20 protein-coding genes are annotated in these 17,411 nt (G+C 72.1%); 10 read left to right on the forward strand and 10 right to left on the reverse strand.

The window, feature by feature from the left end; translation table 11 throughout:
* Window positions 1-138 precede the first annotated feature (138 nt).
* The 3 genes from IE99_RS0122720 to IE99_RS0122730 all read left to right on the forward strand — a co-directional run bounded on the left by IE99_RS0122720 (window position 139) and on the right by IE99_RS0122730 (window position 1,813).
* A complete protein-coding gene (locus IE99_RS0122720; protein WP_157610445.1) occupies window positions 139-459 on the forward strand; it encodes a hypothetical protein in 321 nt (106 codons plus the stop codon).
* Window positions 456-695 carry a hypothetical protein gene (locus IE99_RS0122725; RefSeq protein WP_157610446.1) on the forward strand — a complete coding sequence of 80 codons (240 nt, stop codon included), beginning with the start codon at window positions 456-458 and terminating at the stop codon, window positions 693-695. The genes IE99_RS0122720 and IE99_RS0122725 overlap by 4 nt, the downstream gene beginning before the upstream one ends.
* Window positions 696-844: 149 nt before the next feature.
* Window positions 845-1,813: a helix-turn-helix domain-containing protein gene (locus tag IE99_RS0122730; protein WP_211258888.1), complete on the forward strand. Its 969-nt coding sequence runs from the start codon at window positions 845-847 to the stop codon at window positions 1,811-1,813.
* Window positions 1,814-1,876: 63 nt separating this feature from the next.
* On the opposite strand, the gene IE99_RS0122735 is transcribed toward IE99_RS0122730, so the two are convergent.
* The 3 genes from IE99_RS0122735 to IE99_RS0122745 form a co-directional block, all read right to left on the reverse strand.
* On the reverse strand, window positions 1,877-2,920 hold the full coding sequence (locus tag IE99_RS0122735) for a Swt1 family HEPN domain-containing protein (protein WP_342666241.1): 1,044 nt from the start codon (window positions 2,918-2,920) through the stop codon (window positions 1,877-1,879).
* 120 nt (window positions 2,921-3,040) lie between these two features.
* On the reverse strand, window positions 3,041-3,415 hold the full coding sequence (locus IE99_RS0122740; RefSeq protein ID WP_030174463.1) for a VOC family protein: 375 nt from the start codon (window positions 3,413-3,415) through the stop codon (window positions 3,041-3,043).
* A gap of 55 nt (window positions 3,416-3,470) precedes the next feature.
* Window positions 3,471-3,848: a response regulator transcription factor gene (locus IE99_RS0122745; RefSeq protein ID WP_030174465.1), complete on the reverse strand. Its 378-nt coding sequence runs from the start codon at window positions 3,846-3,848 to the stop codon at window positions 3,471-3,473.
* A 231-nt stretch (window positions 3,849-4,079) separates the two neighbouring features.
* On the opposite strand from IE99_RS0122745, the gene IE99_RS0122750 reads away from it, so the two are divergent.
* Window positions 4,080-5,102, forward strand: a complete 1,023-nt coding sequence (locus tag IE99_RS0122750; RefSeq protein ID WP_030174467.1) for a zinc-dependent alcohol dehydrogenase family protein — start codon at window positions 4,080-4,082, stop codon at window positions 5,100-5,102.
* Between the two features lie 36 nt (window positions 5,103-5,138).
* On the opposite strand, the gene IE99_RS0122755 is transcribed toward IE99_RS0122750, so the two are convergent.
* The 5 genes from IE99_RS0122755 to IE99_RS0122775 form a co-directional block, all read right to left on the reverse strand.
* Window positions 5,139-5,600 (reverse strand): VOC family protein, encoded by a 462-nt coding sequence (locus tag IE99_RS0122755; RefSeq protein ID WP_030174470.1) that lies wholly within the window; start codon window positions 5,598-5,600, stop codon window positions 5,139-5,141.
* 69 nt (window positions 5,601-5,669) lie between these two features.
* Window positions 5,670-6,089, reverse strand: coding sequence for an ester cyclase (locus IE99_RS0122760; RefSeq protein WP_030174474.1), 420 nt, complete (start codon window positions 6,087-6,089; stop codon window positions 5,670-5,672).
* 115 nt (window positions 6,090-6,204) lie between these two features.
* Complete coding sequence (locus tag IE99_RS0122765) at window positions 6,205-6,978, reverse strand: ABC transporter permease (protein WP_030174477.1); 774 nt, start codon at window positions 6,976-6,978, stop codon at window positions 6,205-6,207.
* Window positions 6,975-7,919, reverse strand: coding sequence for a daunorubicin resistance protein DrrA family ABC transporter ATP-binding protein (locus tag IE99_RS0122770; RefSeq protein WP_030174486.1), 945 nt, complete (start codon window positions 7,917-7,919; stop codon window positions 6,975-6,977). The genes IE99_RS0122765 and IE99_RS0122770 overlap by 4 nt, the downstream gene beginning before the upstream one ends.
* Before the next feature lie 12 nt (window positions 7,920-7,931).
* On the reverse strand, window positions 7,932-8,594 hold the full coding sequence (locus tag IE99_RS0122775) for a DUF4097 family beta strand repeat-containing protein (protein ID WP_030174489.1): 663 nt from the start codon (window positions 8,592-8,594) through the stop codon (window positions 7,932-7,934).
* Window positions 8,595-8,816: 222 nt separating this feature from the next.
* Between IE99_RS0122775 and IE99_RS0122780 the strand changes: the two genes are divergently transcribed.
* Complete coding sequence (locus IE99_RS0122780; RefSeq protein WP_030174492.1) at window positions 8,817-9,569, forward strand: helix-turn-helix domain-containing protein; 753 nt, start codon at window positions 8,817-8,819, stop codon at window positions 9,567-9,569.
* Between the two features lie 24 nt (window positions 9,570-9,593).
* On the opposite strand, the gene IE99_RS0122785 is transcribed toward IE99_RS0122780, so the two are convergent.
* On the reverse strand, window positions 9,594-10,868 hold the full coding sequence (locus tag IE99_RS0122785; protein WP_030174495.1) for an FAD-binding oxidoreductase: 1,275 nt from the start codon (window positions 10,866-10,868) through the stop codon (window positions 9,594-9,596).
* A 217-nt stretch (window positions 10,869-11,085) separates the two neighbouring features.
* Here IE99_RS0122785 and IE99_RS0122790 point away from each other — a divergent pair, with 217 nt between their 5' ends.
* Window positions 11,086-11,604 (forward strand): pyridoxamine 5'-phosphate oxidase family protein, encoded by a 519-nt coding sequence (locus IE99_RS0122790; RefSeq protein ID WP_030174501.1) that lies wholly within the window; start codon window positions 11,086-11,088, stop codon window positions 11,602-11,604.
* On the opposite strand, the gene IE99_RS0122795 is transcribed toward IE99_RS0122790, so the two are convergent.
* Window positions 11,594-12,634, reverse strand: coding sequence for a saccharopine dehydrogenase family protein (locus IE99_RS0122795; RefSeq protein WP_030174514.1), 1,041 nt, complete (start codon window positions 12,632-12,634; stop codon window positions 11,594-11,596). The two genes, IE99_RS0122790 and IE99_RS0122795, sit on opposite strands and share 11 nt — an antisense overlap.
* Window positions 12,635-12,734: 100 nt before the next feature.
* On the opposite strand from IE99_RS0122795, the gene IE99_RS0122800 reads away from it, so the two are divergent.
* The 4 genes from IE99_RS0122800 to IE99_RS30645 all read left to right on the forward strand — a co-directional run.
* Window positions 12,735-13,673, forward strand: coding sequence for a helix-turn-helix domain-containing protein (locus IE99_RS0122800; protein ID WP_037559930.1), 939 nt, complete (start codon window positions 12,735-12,737; stop codon window positions 13,671-13,673).
* A 170-nt stretch (window positions 13,674-13,843) separates the two neighbouring features.
* Window positions 13,844-14,995, forward strand: coding sequence for an FAD-dependent monooxygenase (locus IE99_RS0122805; protein ID WP_030174520.1), 1,152 nt, complete (start codon window positions 13,844-13,846; stop codon window positions 14,993-14,995).
* A 73-nt stretch (window positions 14,996-15,068) separates the two neighbouring features.
* On the forward strand, window positions 15,069-15,380 hold the full coding sequence (locus IE99_RS0122810) for a helix-turn-helix domain-containing protein (protein WP_030174523.1): 312 nt from the start codon (window positions 15,069-15,071) through the stop codon (window positions 15,378-15,380).
* 97 nt (window positions 15,381-15,477) lie between these two features.
* On the forward strand, window positions 15,478-17,411 hold a 1,934-nt coding region (locus IE99_RS30645), incomplete at its 3' end, for a diguanylate cyclase domain-containing protein (protein WP_051713051.1).

Consider the following 17,411-nt stretch of genomic DNA (forward strand, 5'->3'; position numbering starts at 1 on the left):
AGCGGGACGCGCGGCGCCACCAGGAGCTGCGGCCCCAGCGCCGCTCGCACGGCGAAGTGCGCGGATCGTGGTGATTGAGTACATCGCTGAGTAGATGCGCTCAGGTGCGGACCGCCCGGGTCGGACAGCATGGTCGTCATGAGCGACGGTTCCGGTATTCGCGTGGCCGGCTGGGTGGCGGCCTCCTACGCGGTGGTGGTGCTCACGGCCGGGATCCTGACCTGGACCGACCCCGGGAGCGCAGAGGGCGACTACATCCCCCTGCTTCTCCTGGTCGACCTTCCGCTCGGCTGGATGGTGCCCGAGCTGCCCTTCACCGATCTCTCACCTCGGGGATGGATCATCGGGCCGACCCTCGGCGGGCTGGTTCAGGCCGCCGCCCTGTGGATTCTCATCCGGACGATCTCGCACCTCGGCAAGCGCGGGCGGCGCATTATCAAGGCGCGGCAGAAGCGATGACCATTTCGGCAATACCGCTGGCGGCTACGAGCATGGTGCCGTTCACCACTTCGATCTCCGCACTGGTGGACTGGAGCCATGAATACATCGGGCCCGATGGAATGGGCGGGATGGCCGCGTCCATGGTGCTGGTCGTCTCGGGATCGGTGGTCGCCTTTTTCGGCGGCCTTGTGGCCCAGGTCGGTGCCGCCCCGGACAGTTCACCGTCGGGCGCACCTCACGGAAGCCCGACCTGACAGGTCTGCGAGTCTCGGGGCCGTGTGATCGATTCGCGGATACTCCGGTCGGAGTAGAGCGGTTTACGCCGAGCGGCGGTCGACGTGTCGGAAGCGGTTTCCGAGGATGGCGTCACGGCTGTCGACACGGTGGTGAGATCGTGGATGTGGTGAGTACGGTCCAGGCCCCGGTCAAAGACCGGTTCGATTTCTGGCGCGAGGTGACCTCAAAGACATGGGTGCCTCTGGACGTGGTTTGTGAACCGCCTTTGGAAGGGGAATTTCAGGCCCAGGTCGGTATCAGGGACCTCGGGTCGGTGCAGATGACGTTGATGACCACGACGCCTCATTCGGTACGCCGGACACCTGCGTTGATCCGCCGATCCGACCCCGAGGTGCTCCTGCTGACCTGCGCCGTGTGCGGTCCCGGCATGATGGGGGAGCAAGACGGCCGGCGCACCGACTGCGTGGTCGGAGACTTGAGCCTTTATGACAGTTCACGTCCCTACGTGGCCGGGCTGGCGCCGCGATCCCCCGTGAGCCGGCTGCTGGTCTTGCAGTTCCCGCGCCACCTGCTGCCGTTGCCCGAGCGGGCCCTGCGCCGCCTCACCGCGGTCCGCATCCCCGGCGACCACGGAGTGGGCGCGCTGTCTTCACAGTTCCTGCTGCAACTCGCCCGCCGCGTGGGCGAATTGACCCCATCCGACGGTGCCAGGGTGTCGAGCCTCGCGCTCGACGTACTGACCACCGCCCTCGCCGGTGAGCTGGACGCCCAGAGCACGGTGCCGTCCCACGTCAGGCAGCGGGCACTGACGGCCCAGATCCAGGTCTTCATCAGGGAGAACCTCAGCGACGCGCGGCTGACCCCGGGTGCGATCGCCGCGGCGCACCACATCTCCGTGCGCTACCTGCACCGGCTCTTCCAGGCCGAGGGGCACACGGTCGCCGGCTATGTGCGCGAGCTCCGCCTGGAACAGTGCCGCCGCGACCTGGCCGACTCCCGGCTGTCCTCCCGCTCCGTCACCGAGATCGCCGCCCGGTGGGGGTTCACCAATCCCTCGCACTTCAGCCAGTCCTTCCGAAGCGCCTTCGGCATTCCGCCGCGCGAATTCCGCAGGCGGAGCACTCACCCCGGCTGAACGCCGAACGGTGCGTTCGCTCCCGGCGGGCCTGGGCCGTCTTCATCGCCCGCGCTGCGCGGCTCAGCCCTTCAGGCGGGGGCCCTTCCAGATGGTGATGTCGAAGGAGACGTAGCGGGTGGACCCGCTGTGGACGCCCCTGACGACGAACAGGCCGACCGCGCCCTTGTCGGTGCTGACGCAGAACCGGCGCCCCCGCGCCAGCTGCCCGCTTCGCAGGGACGCGGTGTAGCGGGTGTTGTTCCGGCAGGCGGTGTAGCCGCCGCGCTCGCTGCGGCCGAGCATCGCGATGCGCTTGTCGCGTGCGATCAGGACTCCGCCGCTGTTGCCGAGGTCGCCGTCGTGGACGCCCTCGTCCGGACTGCCGGCGTCCGGCAGGAGGGCCAGGCTGTAGCCGTCGGTCAGCTCGACGCTCTTGTACGAGCCGAGCTGTGCGCCCACCGCGGCGTCGGCGTGCTTGCCCTTGTAGGGATCGCGGCTCGGGTCGTCGGGCTTGACCATCTGCCAGATGACCCAGGTGATCAGCACGATCAGGACGAGGGAGCCGCAGCCGATCCGCGGCATCTGCGCGCGGAACCGCCGTCGCGGCGCGTGCTGCCGGGGCGGCTTGCGGCGTTCGCGTCGCGGGCGCTCGGGAGCCTGCCGCCGGGGCTTCGGCGCCGTCCCGTTGCCGCCCGCCAGCTGCCTGACGACCGCGGCCTGGGAGTTCGCGCCGGCCAGCCGCAGGAGTTCCGCCATGTCGGTGAGAGCCTGCTGGGTCTCCGCCGGCTCGAAGGCGGCCGTCCCGAAATTGTGGCCGAACTTGTTGCCGACCTCTCTCAGCCGCGACGCCAGGTTCAGCCCGGGATAGGGCAGCGCCTTCCGGAAGACGTCCCGCTCCTCGGTGACGACCCGCAGCAGATAGCGGCCGTCGTTCTTGTCGTAACTCCTGGCGTGGCCGAACTTCTCGGCGTCCCGCTGCTCCAGCCGGCTGAGCCAGCCCTTGCCGAGCGCGGCGGTCATGTGCCGGTCGACGAACGGCGCGAGCCCGATGGTCAACTGGTCGATCCCTCTGCCGATCAACTCTTTGTTGGTCAGCGCACCCATCGCACCCCCGCCGCCGCTCATCCCGGGGGATCATAGCTGATCTTCATTCGCATAATGGGGCGAACCCGGATGCCCGGCGAAGGCGTCCTCGGCGTGCCCCACGGGAAGAGGCCGTGCCCTGCTCCTCGTGCGGCCGGACGCTCAGCTCAGGCGGGCCCTGAGGAGGCAGAATTCGTTGCCTTCGGGGTCGGCCAGGACGTGCCAGGACTCCTCGCCGGTCTGGCCGACGTCGGCCGGACGCGCCCCGAGCTCCAGGAGCCGCGCGAGCTCGGCGTCCTGGTCGCGGTCGGTGGCGTTGACGTCGAAGTGCAGCCGCGGGCCGCCCGCCTCGGGCTCGGCGGCGGGGCTGAAGACCAGAGTCGGCTGGAGCCCGCCGAACCCTTCCCGCGGTCCGATCTCCACCGCGCCGTCGTCGTCGGTGTCGAGCACGACGAAGCCCAGCACCTCGCACCAGAAGGACGCCAGCAGTTGCGGGTCCCGGCAGTCGATCACCAGCTCGGAAATGCGGCACGCCATGATCGACACCATACGCGGCCGTCGCGTTTCGGGCGCGGTCCGCCGGTGATGTCCCTCAGGCCCGGGGGCGGCGCGCCGCCAGGGTCTGGACGCGTAGCGCCAGCTCGCGGGGGCTGAACGGCTTGACCATGTAGTCGTCCACTCCGGCCCGGAAGCCGGCCTCGACGTCGGTCTCCTGCGCCTTCGACGTCAGCATGAGGACGGCGACGTCTTCCATGTCGGGCAGGAGCCGCAGCCGCCGGCACACGTCCGGTCCGGGCAGTCCGGGCAGCATCCAGTCCAGCACCACCACATCGGGCTTCCACGAAGCCAGCATGTCCAGCGCCTGCAACCCGTCATCGGCCAGCCGCACCTCGAACCCGGACTGCTGCAACCGAAAGGTCGCCAGATCCCGGATGTCGGTGTCGTCCTCCACGATGAGCACATTGGTCATCGGCCACCTCGCCGTCGGTCACCCGGGCTCTTTCCCCCACGTCGCCAAAATGATCACCATCTTCCGGCAAAGAAGGCGGCATGTCGGGAGGCGGGGAGAGGGACGGCGGCCCACGCGGCGGGCCGTCCCCGTCCAGCGGTGGTTAGCCGGGCGGCGAGCGGACAGACCGACCTCCGGGCGGGTGGTTCGTGTCGGCGCGCCCTTCGGCGACGGCGGAACGGGGGAGCCTTCATGCGCGGAGTGGTCCTGGACGGTCCCGGCGACGTCCGGGTGGTGGATCGCGAGGATCCGCGGATCATCGAGCCGACCGATGCGGTCATCAGGGTGGCCGCCGCGTGCGTGTGCGGGTCGGATCTGTGGCCCTACCGCGGTGTCGACAAGTCGGGCGGCCGGGCGCCGATGGGCCATGAGTACGTCGGGGTGGTCGAGCGGACCGGCCCGGACGTGGCGAACGTCAAGGCCGGGGACTTCGTCGTCGGGTCGTTCTTCGCGTCCGACAACACCTGCGAGATCTGCAGGGCCGGTTACCAGTCCCGTTGCGTGGACGCCGTGCCGATGGGCGCCATCGGCACCCAGGCGCAGTACGCCCGCGTCCCCCTCGCCGACGGCACCCTGGTCGCCACCCCCGGCATCCCGGACGCGGACCTGGTCCCGTCGCTGCTGGCGGCGTCCGACGTGCTGGGGACCGGCTGGTTCGCCGCGGTCGCCGCCGACGCGGGACCGGGCAGGACGGTCGCGGTCGTCGGGGACGGCGCCGTGGGCCTGCTCGGAGTGCTGGCGGCACGGCGGCTGGGCGCCGAGAAGATCATCATCTTCAGCCGGCACGCCGACCGGCAGAGGCTCGCCGCGGAGTTCGGCGCCACCGGCGTCATCGCCGAACGCGGCGACGAGGGCGTGGCCGCGCTCAAGGAGCTGACCGGCGGGCTGGGCGCGCACGGCGTCATCGAGGCGGTCGGCACCCAGGAGTCGATGATGCAGGCCGTCCGCTCCACCCGGCCCGGCGGGTACGTCGGATATGTGGGCGTCGCCCACGACGTGCGGATCCCGGGCGACGAGCTGTTCTTCTCCGGCGTCCACCTGCACGGCGGCCCCGCCCCCGTCCGCCGCTTCCTCCCCGAGCTGATCGACCTGATCTGGAACCGGCGGATCGACCCCGGCAGGGTCTTCGACCTCACCCTGCCCTTGGAGCAGGCCGCCGAGGGCTACGCGGCCATGGACGAACGCCGGGCCATCAAGGCTCTGCTCATCCCCTGAGGACCGCCCGGTCATCGCAGCGGACGGGCCGCGGCCTCAGTCGAGGCAGAACTCGTTGCCCTCGGGGTCGGCCATCACGATGTGGCCGGCGCTCAGCGGCGGCTCGGGCTCGTGGCGGCGGATCCGCTTCGCTCCCAGGGCGACGAGGCGGTCGCACTCGGTCTCCAGGGCCGCCATCCGCTCCTCGCCCTGGAGACCGGGGGCGGCGCGGACGTCGAGGTGGACGCGGTTCTTGGCGACCTTGTCCTCCGGGACCTGCTGGAAGAAGATCCGCGGGCCGTGGCCGTCCGGGTCCTCGATGGCCGACCGCGTGTTGCGCTGCTCCTCCGGCACACCGGCCCGCGCGAGGAAGTCGTCCCACGCGGCCAGGGGGTCGGCGCCCTCGGGCAGTTCCACTCCGGGTGGGGCGGGATGGACGTAGTGCAGGACGTCCCGCCAGAAGGACGACAGCGTCCGCGGGTCGCGCGCGTCGAAGGTGACCTGGATGTGACGGCTCATGACGCTCCACTCGTCGAGGGCGGCCCGTGCCCGGCCGCATGCGGCGATCCTCTCAGCGCCGTCCGACATTCAGGACGGCGTCCCGCCGAGGGCGCCGAGCTGCGTCATCATGCCCATGACGTCGGAGACGACCCAGTATTCGGCGAAGCGGTCGCCCTCCGCGCGGAAGATGTCGTGGCCGCGGAAGGCGACCCGGGTGCCGGGTTCGGCGGTGGCACCGGGGACGCCGCCGCGGTAGGAGCCGTGGAACGTCCATCCGGCGGCGACCATGCCGTCGGCGATGACGGGCCCGGCGTCCAGGCTCGTCCGGACGTCGGTGAAGTACTCGTGCGAGCGGCGCACCTGCTCGGCGGCCTCCCGCGGCCCGTGCACCTCGATGCCGGGCCAGTGCCCGACGAATCCGGGGGTGAGGATCTCCTCGGCGACGTCCGGCCCGCCCTGCCAGACCTTGAACAGCCAGCGCCGGTACAGCGTGTCCAGAGTGTCCATGGTGGTGATGATTGGCCGGGCGGCGCCGAGGCAAACCGCCAGAACGCCCGAAGCTGGACGAAGCCCGGCAGGGCCGTCAGACCTGGCGGTCTGGCGGCCCTGGGGGAGGGGGAGGTCACGCCTTGTCGAAGGTGCGCTTGGCCCACAGGTAGGAGAGGGCGGTGATGCCGGCGCACCAGGCGGTGGCGATGGCGGCGCTGTCGCCGATCGCGGTGCCGAGGAGGAGGCCGCGGACGGTCTCCATGATCGGGGTGAAGGGCTGGTACTCGGCGAACCAGCGCAGGACGGTGGGCATGGAGTCGGTGGGGACGAAGCCGCTGCCGAGGAAGGGCAGCAGGATCAGGGGCATGGGGGCGTTGCTGGCGGCCTCGGGGGTCGGGGAGCGCAGGCCGAGGGCGACGGCCAGCCAGGTGACGGCCAGGGCGAACAGGGTGAGCAGGCCGGTGACGGCCAGCCATTCGGCGGCGGTGGCGTTCGGGCGGAAGCCGATCGCCAGGGCGATGCCGATGAGGACGGCCATGCCGAGCAGCTGCTGGACGACGGCGCCGACGACATGGCCGGTGAGGACCGACGCCCGGGAGATCCGCATGGTGCGGAAGCGGGCGACGATGCCCTCGGTCATGTCGGTGGCGACCATGACGGCGGTTCCGGTCGCGGCGGTGGCCGCCGCCATGAGCAGGATGCCGGGGACGATGTAGGCGACGTAGGCGTCGCGTCCGCCGCCGATCCCGGCGCCGAGGGTGCCGCCGAGGACGTAGACGAACAGCAGCAGAATGATGACGGGCGTGATGACCAGCTGCACGGTCATGGACGGGTAGCGGAGCAGGCGCTTGAGCTGGCGCCGGGTCATGGTGGCGGAGTCGCGCAGGGCGAGGGCGGGGCTGTTCATCGGGTGGCCTCCCGGCCGGTGAGGGTGAGGAAGACGTCGTCGAGGTCGGGGGTGTGGACGCTCATCTCGGCCACGTCGATCCCGCGCTCGTCCAGCAGGACGAGCAGTTCGCGGACCGCGCGGACGCCGCCGTCGCTCGGCACGCGCAGGGTGAGCGCGTCGGGGTCGGCGACGCCCTCGTCGAGGACGCGGCGCGCGGCGTCGAGCAGGTGCGCGCCGGCGAACGTGAGCCGGATGTGGCCGCCGGGGATGCGCCGCTTGAGCTCGTCGGCGGTGCCCTCGGCGATCAGCCGTCCGCGGTCGAGGAGGGCGATGCGGTCGGCGAGCTCGTCGGCCTCCTCCAGGTACTGGGTGGTGAGGAAGATGGTGACGCCGCCCGCGACGAGCTCCCGGACGATCTGCCACATGGAGCGGCGGCTGCGCGGGTCGAGGCCGGTCGTGGGCTCGTCCAGGAAGATCAGGCGCGGGTCGCCGACCAGGGTCATCGCCAGGTCGAGGCGGCGCTGCATGCCGCCGGAGTAGGCGGAGGCGGGCTTGCGGGCCGCGTCGGCCAGGTCGAAGCGGTCGAGCAGCTCGGCGGCCCTGCGCCTGCCGTCCCGGCGGGACAGGTGGTGCAGGTCGGCCATGAGGAGGAGGTTCTCCTCGCCGGTGAGCAGCTTGTCGACGGCCGAGTACTGGCCGGTGACGCCGATCGCGCCGCGCACGTCGTCCGGGCTGCGGGCGAGGTCGTGGCCGGCGACCCGGACGGTGCCGCCGTCGGCCGGGATCAGGGTGGACAGGATCTGGACGGCGGTGGTCTTGCCTGCGCCGTTCGGGCCGAGCAGGGAGAAGACCGTTCCTTCGGGGACGGTGAGGTCGATGCCGTCGAGCACGACCTTGTCGCCGCCCTTGCCGGGATAGGACTTGCGCAGCCCGTTCGCCGCGATCGCCGGGGTGGTCATGAGTGGGTGCTCCTAGAGGCTGCGGGCGGCGATGTCGCCGTGGGCGGTGGTGGCGCGGACGTCGAGTGCGGCGGTGCCGTCGTTCTTGAGGGCGTTGGTGATGCGGCCGTGGCCGGTGCCCGCGTCCAGGGAGGCCGAGACGCCGGCGGCGGCGCCGACCGAGATGTCGCCGGACTCGGTGCGCAGGACGACCGTGCCGCGCACCGCCTCGGTGACGTGGATGTCGCCCCGGGTGGTGGTGATCTCCCCGGGGCCGGTGAGCCGGCCGACCGTGACGTCGCCGTCGACGGCGGTGATGCGGGCGCTCGCGGCCTCGTCGACCTTGGTCCGGGAGTGCGCTCCCTCGAAGACCACGTCGCCGAGGCGTCCGACGGCCCGGAACTCGGCGCTGCCCGCCTTCGCCTCGACCCGGGAGCCCGCGGGCATCTGGACCGTCACCTCGATGGATCCGGAGGCGCCGAAGTACCGGTTCGCTTCCGGCACCGCGATCCGCAGGACGCCGTCGTCGTAGTCGACCGCGGTCTGCTCCGCGGCCTTCACGTCGCGGCCCTTCGAGGCGTCCGCGGGCAGGACCTCGACCGTGGTGTCGGGCCGGTCGGCGGCGATGAACCGCAGGCGTCCGGCGGGGACGTCGAGGATGGCGGAGATGGGGGCGGGGGTGTCGAACCTCTGCATTGCGCTCACCTGTCGGTCGTTGTTTCGAACAAGGGAAACGCTACGTTGCGTTCTCAAATCTGGCAACGCAATCATTGCGATAAATCGACGTTTAGCCAGGTAGACGCTCGATAATCGTTGCATCGACATGAAAGACAATGCAACGAATCTCCATCATTACGTTGCAATGAAGTGGGAGTGAACGCTATGCTGGCGGCCTCAGGGGACACGAAGGAGGACGCGATGCCGGGAGGCAGGCTCACCCAGGAGGAACGCCAGCAGATCGCGCTGGGCGTGGCCGACGGCCTCGCCTACGCGGAGATCGCCAGGCGCCTCGACCGGCCGACCTCGACGATCACGCGCGAGGTGATGCGGAACGGCGGCCCCACCGCCTACCGCGCCGACCTGGCCCAGCGCGCCACCGAGCGCCGCAACCACCGGCGCAGGCCGGCGCCCTCGGGGGAGCGGCCGTCCCGGCAACCCCACGGACGCGACGCCGAGGCCGTCCAGGAGTTCGAGGAGGTGTTCACCACCGCCCTCATGGCTTCGGGCATGCCCAAGATGACGGCCCGGGTGATGGCCTGCCTCAGCCTCACCGACTCCGGCAGCCTCACCGCGGCCGAACTCGTCCAGCACCTCGGGGTCAGCCCCGCCTCCGTCTCCAAGGCGGTCACGTTCCTGGAGGAGCAGGGCCTCCTGTGCCGGGAGCGCGACGAGCGCCGCCGCGACCGCTACATCGTCGACGACGACATCTGGTACCGGTCGGCGATGACCAGCGCCCGGCTCCTCGACCAGATCACCGAGACCGCGCGGCAGGGCGTCGGCGTCCTCGGTCCCGGCACCCCGGCCGCCGTCCGCCTGGAGAACGTCGCCCGCTTCCTCGACTTCGTCAGCGAGAGCACCGTCCGCGCCGCCGAGCAGGCTCGCGAGATCCTCCGCATGAGCGCCGGAACGCCCGCGGACGCCACCGCCGAGCCGGGTTCGGGGGAACGGTGAGCCCGGCCCGGCGTCCGGGCGGCCTCAGGGGCGGACCGGGAAGTTGCCGCGGAACACGCCGTGCGGGTCGTGGCGGTCCTTGATGCCGCGCAGGCGGTCCAGCACGGCGGGGGTGAAGGCGTCGGCGGCGGTCTCGTCGGCGTTGAGGAAGGTGAGGGGCTTGCGGCCGCTGACGGGCAGCGCGCCGGCGAGGGCCTTCTGCTTGGCGGTGACCGCGCCCGGATCGGCGGGGATGCCGAACAGGTAGAGCGCGTACGGCTCGGTCAGCGGGCCGTGCGGGGAGTCGGACGGACGGGCGAACGCGCCTTCCAGATGCCGGACCTGCACGCTCAGCAGCGGGGCGATCGGCTCGGCGAGCAGGGAGTCGTCCAGGACGGTGAGCAGCTCGCCGCGCGAGAGGCCCGCGCTCGGGTCGGTGGGCTCGGCGGTGATGCCGCCGAGCTCGGAGACCTCCATCATCCGCCTGCCGTCCGACAGCGGCGCGGGCAGCCGGTCCAGCGGGGCGAGCAGGTCGCGCGCCTCCGTCTCACCGCCGAGGTGGGTGGCGTCGACGGCGACCATCGGGTCGGCGCCGGGGAAGTGCAGCAGGTCCAGCCAGACGGTCAGCTCCTCGGGGGCGGTGGCGGTGATCCGCCGGTAGGCGTCCAGCACGGCGGGGGCGTGGTCGCCCGTCCACAGGACGCGGCCGCCGAACAGCCGCGGCGCCGGGTGCAGGGTCAGCTCGAGGGCGGTGACGATGGCGAAGTCGCCGCCTCCGCCGCGCAGCGCCCAGAACAGGTCGGGGTCGGTGCCGGCGGTGACGCGCCGGGGCCGCCCCTCGCCGTCCACGATGTCGAAGGCGGTGACGTTGTCGGCGACCCAGCCGTGGGCGCGGCCGAACCAGCTCAGCCCGCCGCCGAGGGCGACGCCGGTGACGCTGACGACGGGGGAGCTGCCGGGGAGCCCGGTCAGGCCGTGCGGCGCGGCGGCGGCCTGGACCCGGCCGGACGGCACGCCCGCGCCGACGCGGGCTCGCCGCGCGATGGGATCGATCTCCAGCGTGTCCAGCCGTCCGGTCCGCAGCAGGATCGCCCCCTCGGTGCGGCCGGTCGCGCCGTGCCCGCTGGGCTGCGTCGCGATGGTCAGCCCGGCGGAGCGGGCGTACCGGACCAGGGCGGCGACGTCGTCGGCGTCGGCGGCCTCGACCACGGCCGCCACCGGCTGCTCGATCGCCAGGTTCCAGGGGCGCCGGGCGGTGTCGAAACCCGGGTCGCCGGGCAGCAGGACCTGTCCGCGGACGGCGGAGCGGAGGGTGTTCATGACCATGCCTCTCTCACGAAGGCGAAACGGAACGCACCGTGCCGCCTGAACGTGATCAGCGTGGCGGAACCGGTGACTCCTGTCAAGACGGCACGTTCCGTTCCGTCTCACGAGACCGCCAAAGAAGACTGACACTAGGCGTCAGGTTTTCAAGTGATCATGAAATGGGAGGCCGGCGCCGCAGGGGCGCCGGCCGGGCTCCAGGACGGACGGGCACATGCGCGAAACACCGGAAGAACTCGATGAACTGCAGGTCCTGCTGGACGGCTCGCTGTCCCGCTCCACCTCGCATCTCCGCTCGATCATCAACGCCGAGCGCACGCTGACCGCGGGACAGCTCACGGAGGTCCTCACCGGGATGTGCACCCTGGCCCTGTCCACCGTGACGGCCAAGGGCGAGCCGCGGATCAGCGGCGCGGACGGGCACTTCCTGCACGGCAAGTGGCATTTCGGCACGGCGCGGAACGCGGCCAAGGCCCGCCACCTCGCCGCCCGCCCCGCCGCCAGCGCCGCCCACATGCGCGGCGAGGACCTCGGGGTCTTCACGCACGGCGCCGTCGAGGTCCTCAACCCCCTGGACGGCGAGCCGGCCGCGGACTGGCCGGACCTGCTCGCCTACTTCCAGGACTTCTACGGCAACGACCTCTTCGACTGGGAGAACGAAGTGGTCTACTACCGGCTGCGCCCGCACTGGATGGCCGTCTACGCCCCCGACTTCGACAAGCTCAGGCGCTGACGCCCTCGCGCAGGTCCACGGAGATGTGCGGGGACAGCGCGCGCAGGAAGCCCGCCGCGTCGAAGACCTCGCCGGCGGACGCGACACCGGTCGCCTGTGTGCGCCCGGTGAGGATGCGGTCGACCGCCTCGACCACGAGCGGCGCGGTGACGGCGTAGATGTCGCGGCCGCTCGCCACGGCGCGCCGCTCGATGCCGCCCGAGCGCACGACGACGTCGACGAGGAAGGTCTGCGCGGACCGTCCCCGCTCGTCCGCCGGGGACGGCGCCGGGGTGTCCGGGGCCGACAGGTCCCTGGCCGCCTCGACCGTCATGTAGGTCCGCACCTCGGGGATGGACAGGTGGCTGGGGACGGTGACCACGTCGGCCATCGAGAACTCCCCGATGACGTCCCGGCGACCCAGCGGAGCGGGGAAGTCCCACTCCAGGGTCGGCGGGGCGTCGTCGCGGTACTCCAGCCGGCCGTTCGCGTACCGGACGCGCCGCCCGTCGCGCCGCCGCCGGGAGACCGCGCCGGCCGCACGCGTCCCGGCGGTGGGGTGCCAGCTGTTCAGCCCGTACGCGATGTGCGCCTCGTCGGCCGCCGTCCAGTCGCCCATCGCGGCGGTGGCCAGCAGGTCGCCGAGGCCGCCGTAGAACGCCATCGCCGGGACGACCACCGTCCCGGCGGCGCGGGCGCGGTCGGCGAACCGCGCGAACGTGTCGGCGTTGGCCTCGATCTCGGCCGCCACGTCCACGTACGGGATCCCCGCGCGCAGGGCGGCCTCGATCACCGGGGCCGCGGTCGTGGCGAAGGGGCCGGCGCTGTTGACGACGGCGGACGCGCCCGCCAGGGCGCGGTCGAGCGAGGCCGGGTCGTCGACCGACGCCGGACGGGCCTCCAGCCCGTGCTCCCGCGCCATCGTCTCCAGCTTGCCGGCGTCGCGCCCGGACAGGACCGGGACGAACCCCCGCTCCCGCAGTTCCGCCACGACGAAGCGCCCGGTGTGCCCGTACGCGCCGAAAACCGCCACCGTGTGCGCCGATCCCATGATTCTCTCCCGTGCTCGAACGATCTTTCACGGGACATCCTGCCGAGGACGGTCCGCCGCCACGAGTGTCTGGAACGCCATGACCCGTACAATTCCGGACATGCACACGATCGCGCTGGCCGTCACGGACGGCATGCTCCACTTCGAGCTGTCCCTGGCGTTCGAGGTCTTCGGGTCGCCCGTGACCGACCCCTGGTACGACGTCGCCGTCTGCGGCCCGGACGCCGTGGGGGTCGGGCTGTTCCGGCTCGCGCCCGACCACGGCCTCGACCGGCTCGCCGGGGCCGACACCGTGATCGTCCCGGGGTGGGCGGACATCGACGTGGATCCGCCCGCCGGCCTGGTCGACGCGGTGCGCGCGGCCCACGACGCGGGCGCGCGCGTGGCGTCCCTCTGCACGGGAGCCTTCGTCCTCGCCGCCGCCGGCCTGCTGGACGGCAAGCGCGCGACCACGCACTGGGCGCACACCGGCGAGCTGGCCGCCCGCCACCCCCGGGTGGAGGTGGACCCGGACGTCCTGTACGTGGACAACGGCAGCGTGCTCACGTCCGCGGGCAAGGCCGCCGCGATGGACCTGTGCCTGCATCTCGTCCGCCTCGACCACGGCGCCTCGGTCGCCAACACCGCCGCCCGCCGGCTGGTCGTGCCGCCGCACCGGGACGGCGGCCAGGCCCAGTTCGTCGCCACTCCGGTGCCCGCCCCCGGCGACCACCCGCTCGCGGACCTGCTCCCTTGGGTGATGGAACGGCTGGACCACCCGCTGACCGTGGAGGACCTGGCCCGCCGGGCGAGGATGAGCTCCCGCCACCTGGGCCGCCACTTCAGGTCGATGACCGGCACCACCCCGCTGCGGTGGCTGCTGACCCAGCGGATCCGCCACGCCCAGGAACTCCTGGAGACCACCGACGACAGCGTCGAGACCATCGCGGCGGCGACCGGCATGGGCACCGCCACGACCCTGCGCCGCCATTTCAACCGCACGGTCGGCGTGCCCCCCGACACCTACCGCCGCACCTTCCGCGCCCGCGGGAACGGCTGACCCCTCAAATAGACGAAGGCAAGGAGTTCCGGAACTCCTTGCCACTATCAATTTATAACACACAGGGGGGCTTGCGGCAAGACCCCCGTCGTCCCTCAGAATCTCTGGCAGAACTGCGGAGGGTAGGGATTCACAAAGCCGAATTCAGCTTCGGCGAAATGGGGGATTCATTGATCGACGTCATCATCGCCGGGGGCGGGCCGACCGGCCTGATGCTGGCCGCCGAGCTGCGGCTGCACGGCGTGCGCACGGTCGTCCTGGAAAGGGAGCCGGAGCCGCCGAAGTACGTCCGCGCGCTCGGCCTGCACATGCGCAGCATCGAGGTGATGGACCAGCGCGGCCTGCTGGAGCGATTCCTCGCGCTCGGCCGCAAATACCAGGTCGGCGGATTCTTCGCCGGCATCTCCAAGACGTGGCCGGAACGGCTGGACAGCGCGCACCCGTACGTCCTCGGCATCCCGCAGACCGTCACCGAGCGGCTGCTGGCCGAGCACGCCGCCGAGGCCGGCGCCGAGATCCGGCGCGGCCGCGCACTGACCGGGCTGAGCCAGGACGAGCACGGCGTGACGGCCGAGCTCGCCGACGGCACGCGGCTGCGCGGGCGCCACCTCGTCGGCTGCGACGGGGGCCGCAGCACGGTCCGCAAGCTGCTCGGCGTCGGCTTCCCCGGCGAGCCCTCCAGGGTCGAGACGCTGCTGGGCGAGATGGAGCTGACCGCCGACCCGGAGACGATCGACGCCGTCGGAGCGGAGGTCCGCAAGACCCAGCTGCGGTTCGGCGCCATGCCCCTCGGCGACGGGGTGTACCGCGTCGTCGTCCCGGCCGAGGGAGTGGCCGAGGACCGCGGCGTCCCGCCGACCCTGGAGGAGTTCCGGCGGCGGTTGCGCGTCCACGGCGGCACCGACTTCGGCGCGCACTCGCCGCGCTGGCTGTCCCGCTTCGGGGACGCCACCCGGCTCGCCGACCGCTACCGGGTAGGGCGGGTGCTGCTGGCCGGCGACGCGGCGCACATCCACCCGCCGACCGGCGGGCAGGGCCTCAACCTCGGCGTCCAGGACGCCTTCAACCTCGGCTGGAAACTGGCCGCGCAGATCCGCGGCTGGGCCCCGGACGGCCTGCTGGACGGCCTGCTCCTCGACCAGACCGGCCGCCTCTCGGTGGACGGCTGGGCGGACCGCGTCGACCACGTCGTGGACGTGAGCGAGGAACTGGACGTCCCCGCCGTCCTGCTCCGCCCGGACGGCCACGTCGCCTGGGCGGGCGACGACCAGGAGACTCTGCGGACCCACCTGCCCACCTGGTTCGGCGCCCCCACCGCCTGACCCGCGCGGCGGGCCGTTCTGCGGTGGGCGGAATGGTCTGGGGTTGCCGGAAGCACCGATTTACGATGTCGCCATGAGCGAGATCAACGGGAAGTCGCAGGGGCCGAGCGCGGCGCGGCGGGGGGCGGAGCCCCTGTGGCGCGACGCGCTCGGCGGATGCCTGCGGCGGCTGCGCCTCGAGCGCGGCGAGATACTGAGCGAGACCGCCGGGCGGGCCGGGATCTCGCCGCAGTACCTCTCCGAGATGGAACGCGGCGTCAAGGAGCCGTCGAGCGAGATGATCGCCGCGGTCGCCGGCGCCCTGGACCTGACGCTCGGTGAGCTGACGCTCGAGGTCGCGACGAGCCTCCGGGGCGTGCCGACCGCCTACGCCCTGGCCGCCTGACCGTTCCCCGCCGCGGGCGCCGGGTGGCGCTCGTCGCCGCCAGGTCCTGAGGTCGCATTGCTCAGGAACGGCGGGCGGAGGCCGATGGACATTCGCTATGTCCTCCCGAGAAGCGGCCATCACGCTGGACGAGGGCGCGGAGCGGGCGGGGGCCTCACGCGCCCTCGTCCGGTATGCGCCGCTGCTGATGATCGCCGCGCTCACCGTCTTCGCCGGGGTGTGGTTCGCCTGGACGGTCGACGGTACGCCGGCGCCGTTCGTCGCCTGGATCCCCCCTGTGCTGTCCACGGCGATCGCCGCGTACACGTGCCTGCGGAGCGCACGCTGGCTGAGCGGGCCGGTGCGGCTGTTCTGGGGACGGCTCGGCGTGGCGATCGCCCTGGTCTCCCTCGGCGCCGCGATCGACGCCGCCGACTCGCTCATCGGGCCGGGCGCGCCCGAATCCCACGTCAGCCCCGCCGCCGTGGGTGTGTATCTGTTCGCCACCGTCCTGCTGATCTGGGCGCTTCTGATGATTCCGATCCCCCGGCGGTCGCGGGGCGAGTGGCTCACCCTCGGCCTGGACGCGGGCATCTTCGTCCTGGGCGGCGGGCTGTACCTCTGGTACTACCTCCACCTCAAGAGCGACGGGGTGACCGCGGCCGCCGGGATCCAGGGCTCCGAGTTCTCCATCATCGCGCTGGGCCTGGCGGTCGCCCTGGTCGCCATCAAGCTGGCCTTCACCGGCGCCGGGCCGCTGGACCGCCGCGCCCTGTGGACGCTCGGCGCCGGCGTGCTGCTCTCCTGCGTCATCGCCGGCCTCGTCGGCGCCCTCGGCGAGAGCCGGCCGCATCTGTCCGCCGCCCAGCTCGGCCTTCCGGGCGCGATCCTGCTGGTCGCCCTGGGCGCCGAGATCCAGCGGCAGGCGGGCGCGCCGGCCCCGCGGCGGCGGCGGCCCTACAGCTGGCTGCCCTACGCCGCGGTCGGCGGCGCCCATGTGCTGATGCTGGTCTCGCTGCGCTCGGCCGAGGGCCCCAGCGTGGCCATCGTCGTCGGCGTGATCGTGCTGACCGGGCTGGTGGTGCTGCGGCAGATCATCGCGTTCCGCGACATCGGCAGCCTGCTGGGCCGGCTGGACGCGAGCATGGCGGAGGTGAGCCGGTACGAGCGCCGGTTCCGGGCCCTGCAGCGCTACTCCTCCGACGTCACCACGATCGTCGGTCCCGACCAGACGCTCACCTACGTCAGCCCCGCCGCCGAGCGGGTGTTCGGTGAGAAGGCCGAGGCCCTGGTCGGCCGGTTCTTCCTGGAGGGCTTCCACCCCGACGACGTTCCCATTCTCAACGAGCACGGCGCGAAGCTGTTCGAGGGGCCCGGCGCGACCGCCATCAGCCAGGTCCGTATGCGCCATGCCGACGGATCATGGCGATGGATGGAGCTGTACGCCACCAATTCCATCGGCGACCCCGCCGTGGACGGCATCGTCAGCAACATCCGCGACGTCAACGAGATCCGCCGCGTCCAGGACGCGCTCGCGCACCAGGCGGGCCACGACGCGCTCACCGATCTGCCGAACCGCGTGCTCCTGGTGGAGCGCACCGACGCGGCCGTCGCGAGCACCGGCGGCCGCGGGGTCGCGCTGGCGATGATCGACATGGACGACTTCAAGGCGATCAACGACCGCCTCGGGCATGCCGTCGGTGACGCGCTGCTGGTCGCGGTCGCGGGGCGGCTGCTCAACTGCGTCCGCCCGGGTGACACCATCGCCCGGCTCGGGGGTGACGAGTTCGCCGTCCTGCTCCAGGACATCGCCGACTCCGAGATCGACGCCGTCCTGGACCGGATCTCCGCCGCCCTGAGCGGGATCGTCAACGCGCTCGGCCACGACCTGCTGGTGCACGCCAGCATCGGGCTGGCCCGACATGGACGCCCGCGCCGACGAACGCGCCCGCCTCGGCGCCGACCTCCAGCAAGGCTTCACCCGCGGCGAACTGTTCCTGGTCTACGATCGGCGCCTGGGTACTGCGCCAAGCCTGCCGCCAGATGGTCCAC

The sequence above is a fragment of the Spirillospora albida genome (assembly GCF_000718255.1).
Taxonomy (GTDB): domain Bacteria; phylum Actinomycetota; class Actinomycetes; order Streptosporangiales; family Streptosporangiaceae; genus Spirillospora; species Spirillospora albida.

Coding starts and splice junctions, on each gene's coding strand:
- IE99_RS0122720 (WP_157610445.1), top strand. CDS start 139: ATGAGCGACGGTTCCGGTATTCGCGTGGCCGGCTGGGTGGCGGCCTCC.
- IE99_RS0122725 (WP_157610446.1), top strand. CDS start 456: ATGACCATTTCGGCAATACCGCTGGCGGCTACGAGCATGGTGCCGTTC.
- IE99_RS0122735 (WP_342666241.1), bottom strand. CDS start 2,920: ATGAGCGGCGGCGGGGGTGCGATGGGTGCGCTGACCAACAAAGAGTTG.
- IE99_RS0122740 (WP_030174463.1), bottom strand. CDS start 3,415: ATGGCGTGCCGCATTTCCGAGCTGGTGATCGACTGCCGGGACCCGCAA.
- IE99_RS0122745 (WP_030174465.1), bottom strand. CDS start 3,848: ATGACCAATGTGCTCATCGTGGAGGACGACACCGACATCCGGGATCTG.
- IE99_RS0122750 (WP_030174467.1), top strand. CDS start 4,080: ATGCGCGGAGTGGTCCTGGACGGTCCCGGCGACGTCCGGGTGGTGGAT.
- IE99_RS0122755 (WP_030174470.1), bottom strand. CDS start 5,600: ATGAGCCGTCACATCCAGGTCACCTTCGACGCGCGCGACCCGCGGACG.
- IE99_RS0122760 (WP_030174474.1), bottom strand. CDS start 6,089: ATGGACACTCTGGACACGCTGTACCGGCGCTGGCTGTTCAAGGTCTGG.
- IE99_RS0122765 (WP_030174477.1), bottom strand. CDS start 6,978: ATGAACAGCCCCGCCCTCGCCCTGCGCGACTCCGCCACCATGACCCGG.
- IE99_RS0122770 (WP_030174486.1), bottom strand. CDS start 7,919: ATGACCACCCCGGCGATCGCGGCGAACGGGCTGCGCAAGTCCTATCCC.
- IE99_RS0122775 (WP_030174489.1), bottom strand. CDS start 8,594: ATGCAGAGGTTCGACACCCCCGCCCCCATCTCCGCCATCCTCGACGTC.
- IE99_RS0122780 (WP_030174492.1), top strand. CDS start 8,817: ATGCCGGGAGGCAGGCTCACCCAGGAGGAACGCCAGCAGATCGCGCTG.
- IE99_RS0122785 (WP_030174495.1), bottom strand. CDS start 10,868: ATGAACACCCTCCGCTCCGCCGTCCGCGGACAGGTCCTGCTGCCCGGC.
- IE99_RS0122790 (WP_030174501.1), top strand. CDS start 11,086: ATGCGCGAAACACCGGAAGAACTCGATGAACTGCAGGTCCTGCTGGAC.
- IE99_RS0122795 (WP_030174514.1), bottom strand. CDS start 12,634: ATGGGATCGGCGCACACGGTGGCGGTTTTCGGCGCGTACGGGCACACC.
- IE99_RS0122800 (WP_037559930.1), top strand. CDS start 12,735: ATGCACACGATCGCGCTGGCCGTCACGGACGGCATGCTCCACTTCGAG.
- IE99_RS0122810 (WP_030174523.1), top strand. CDS start 15,069: ATGAGCGAGATCAACGGGAAGTCGCAGGGGCCGAGCGCGGCGCGGCGG.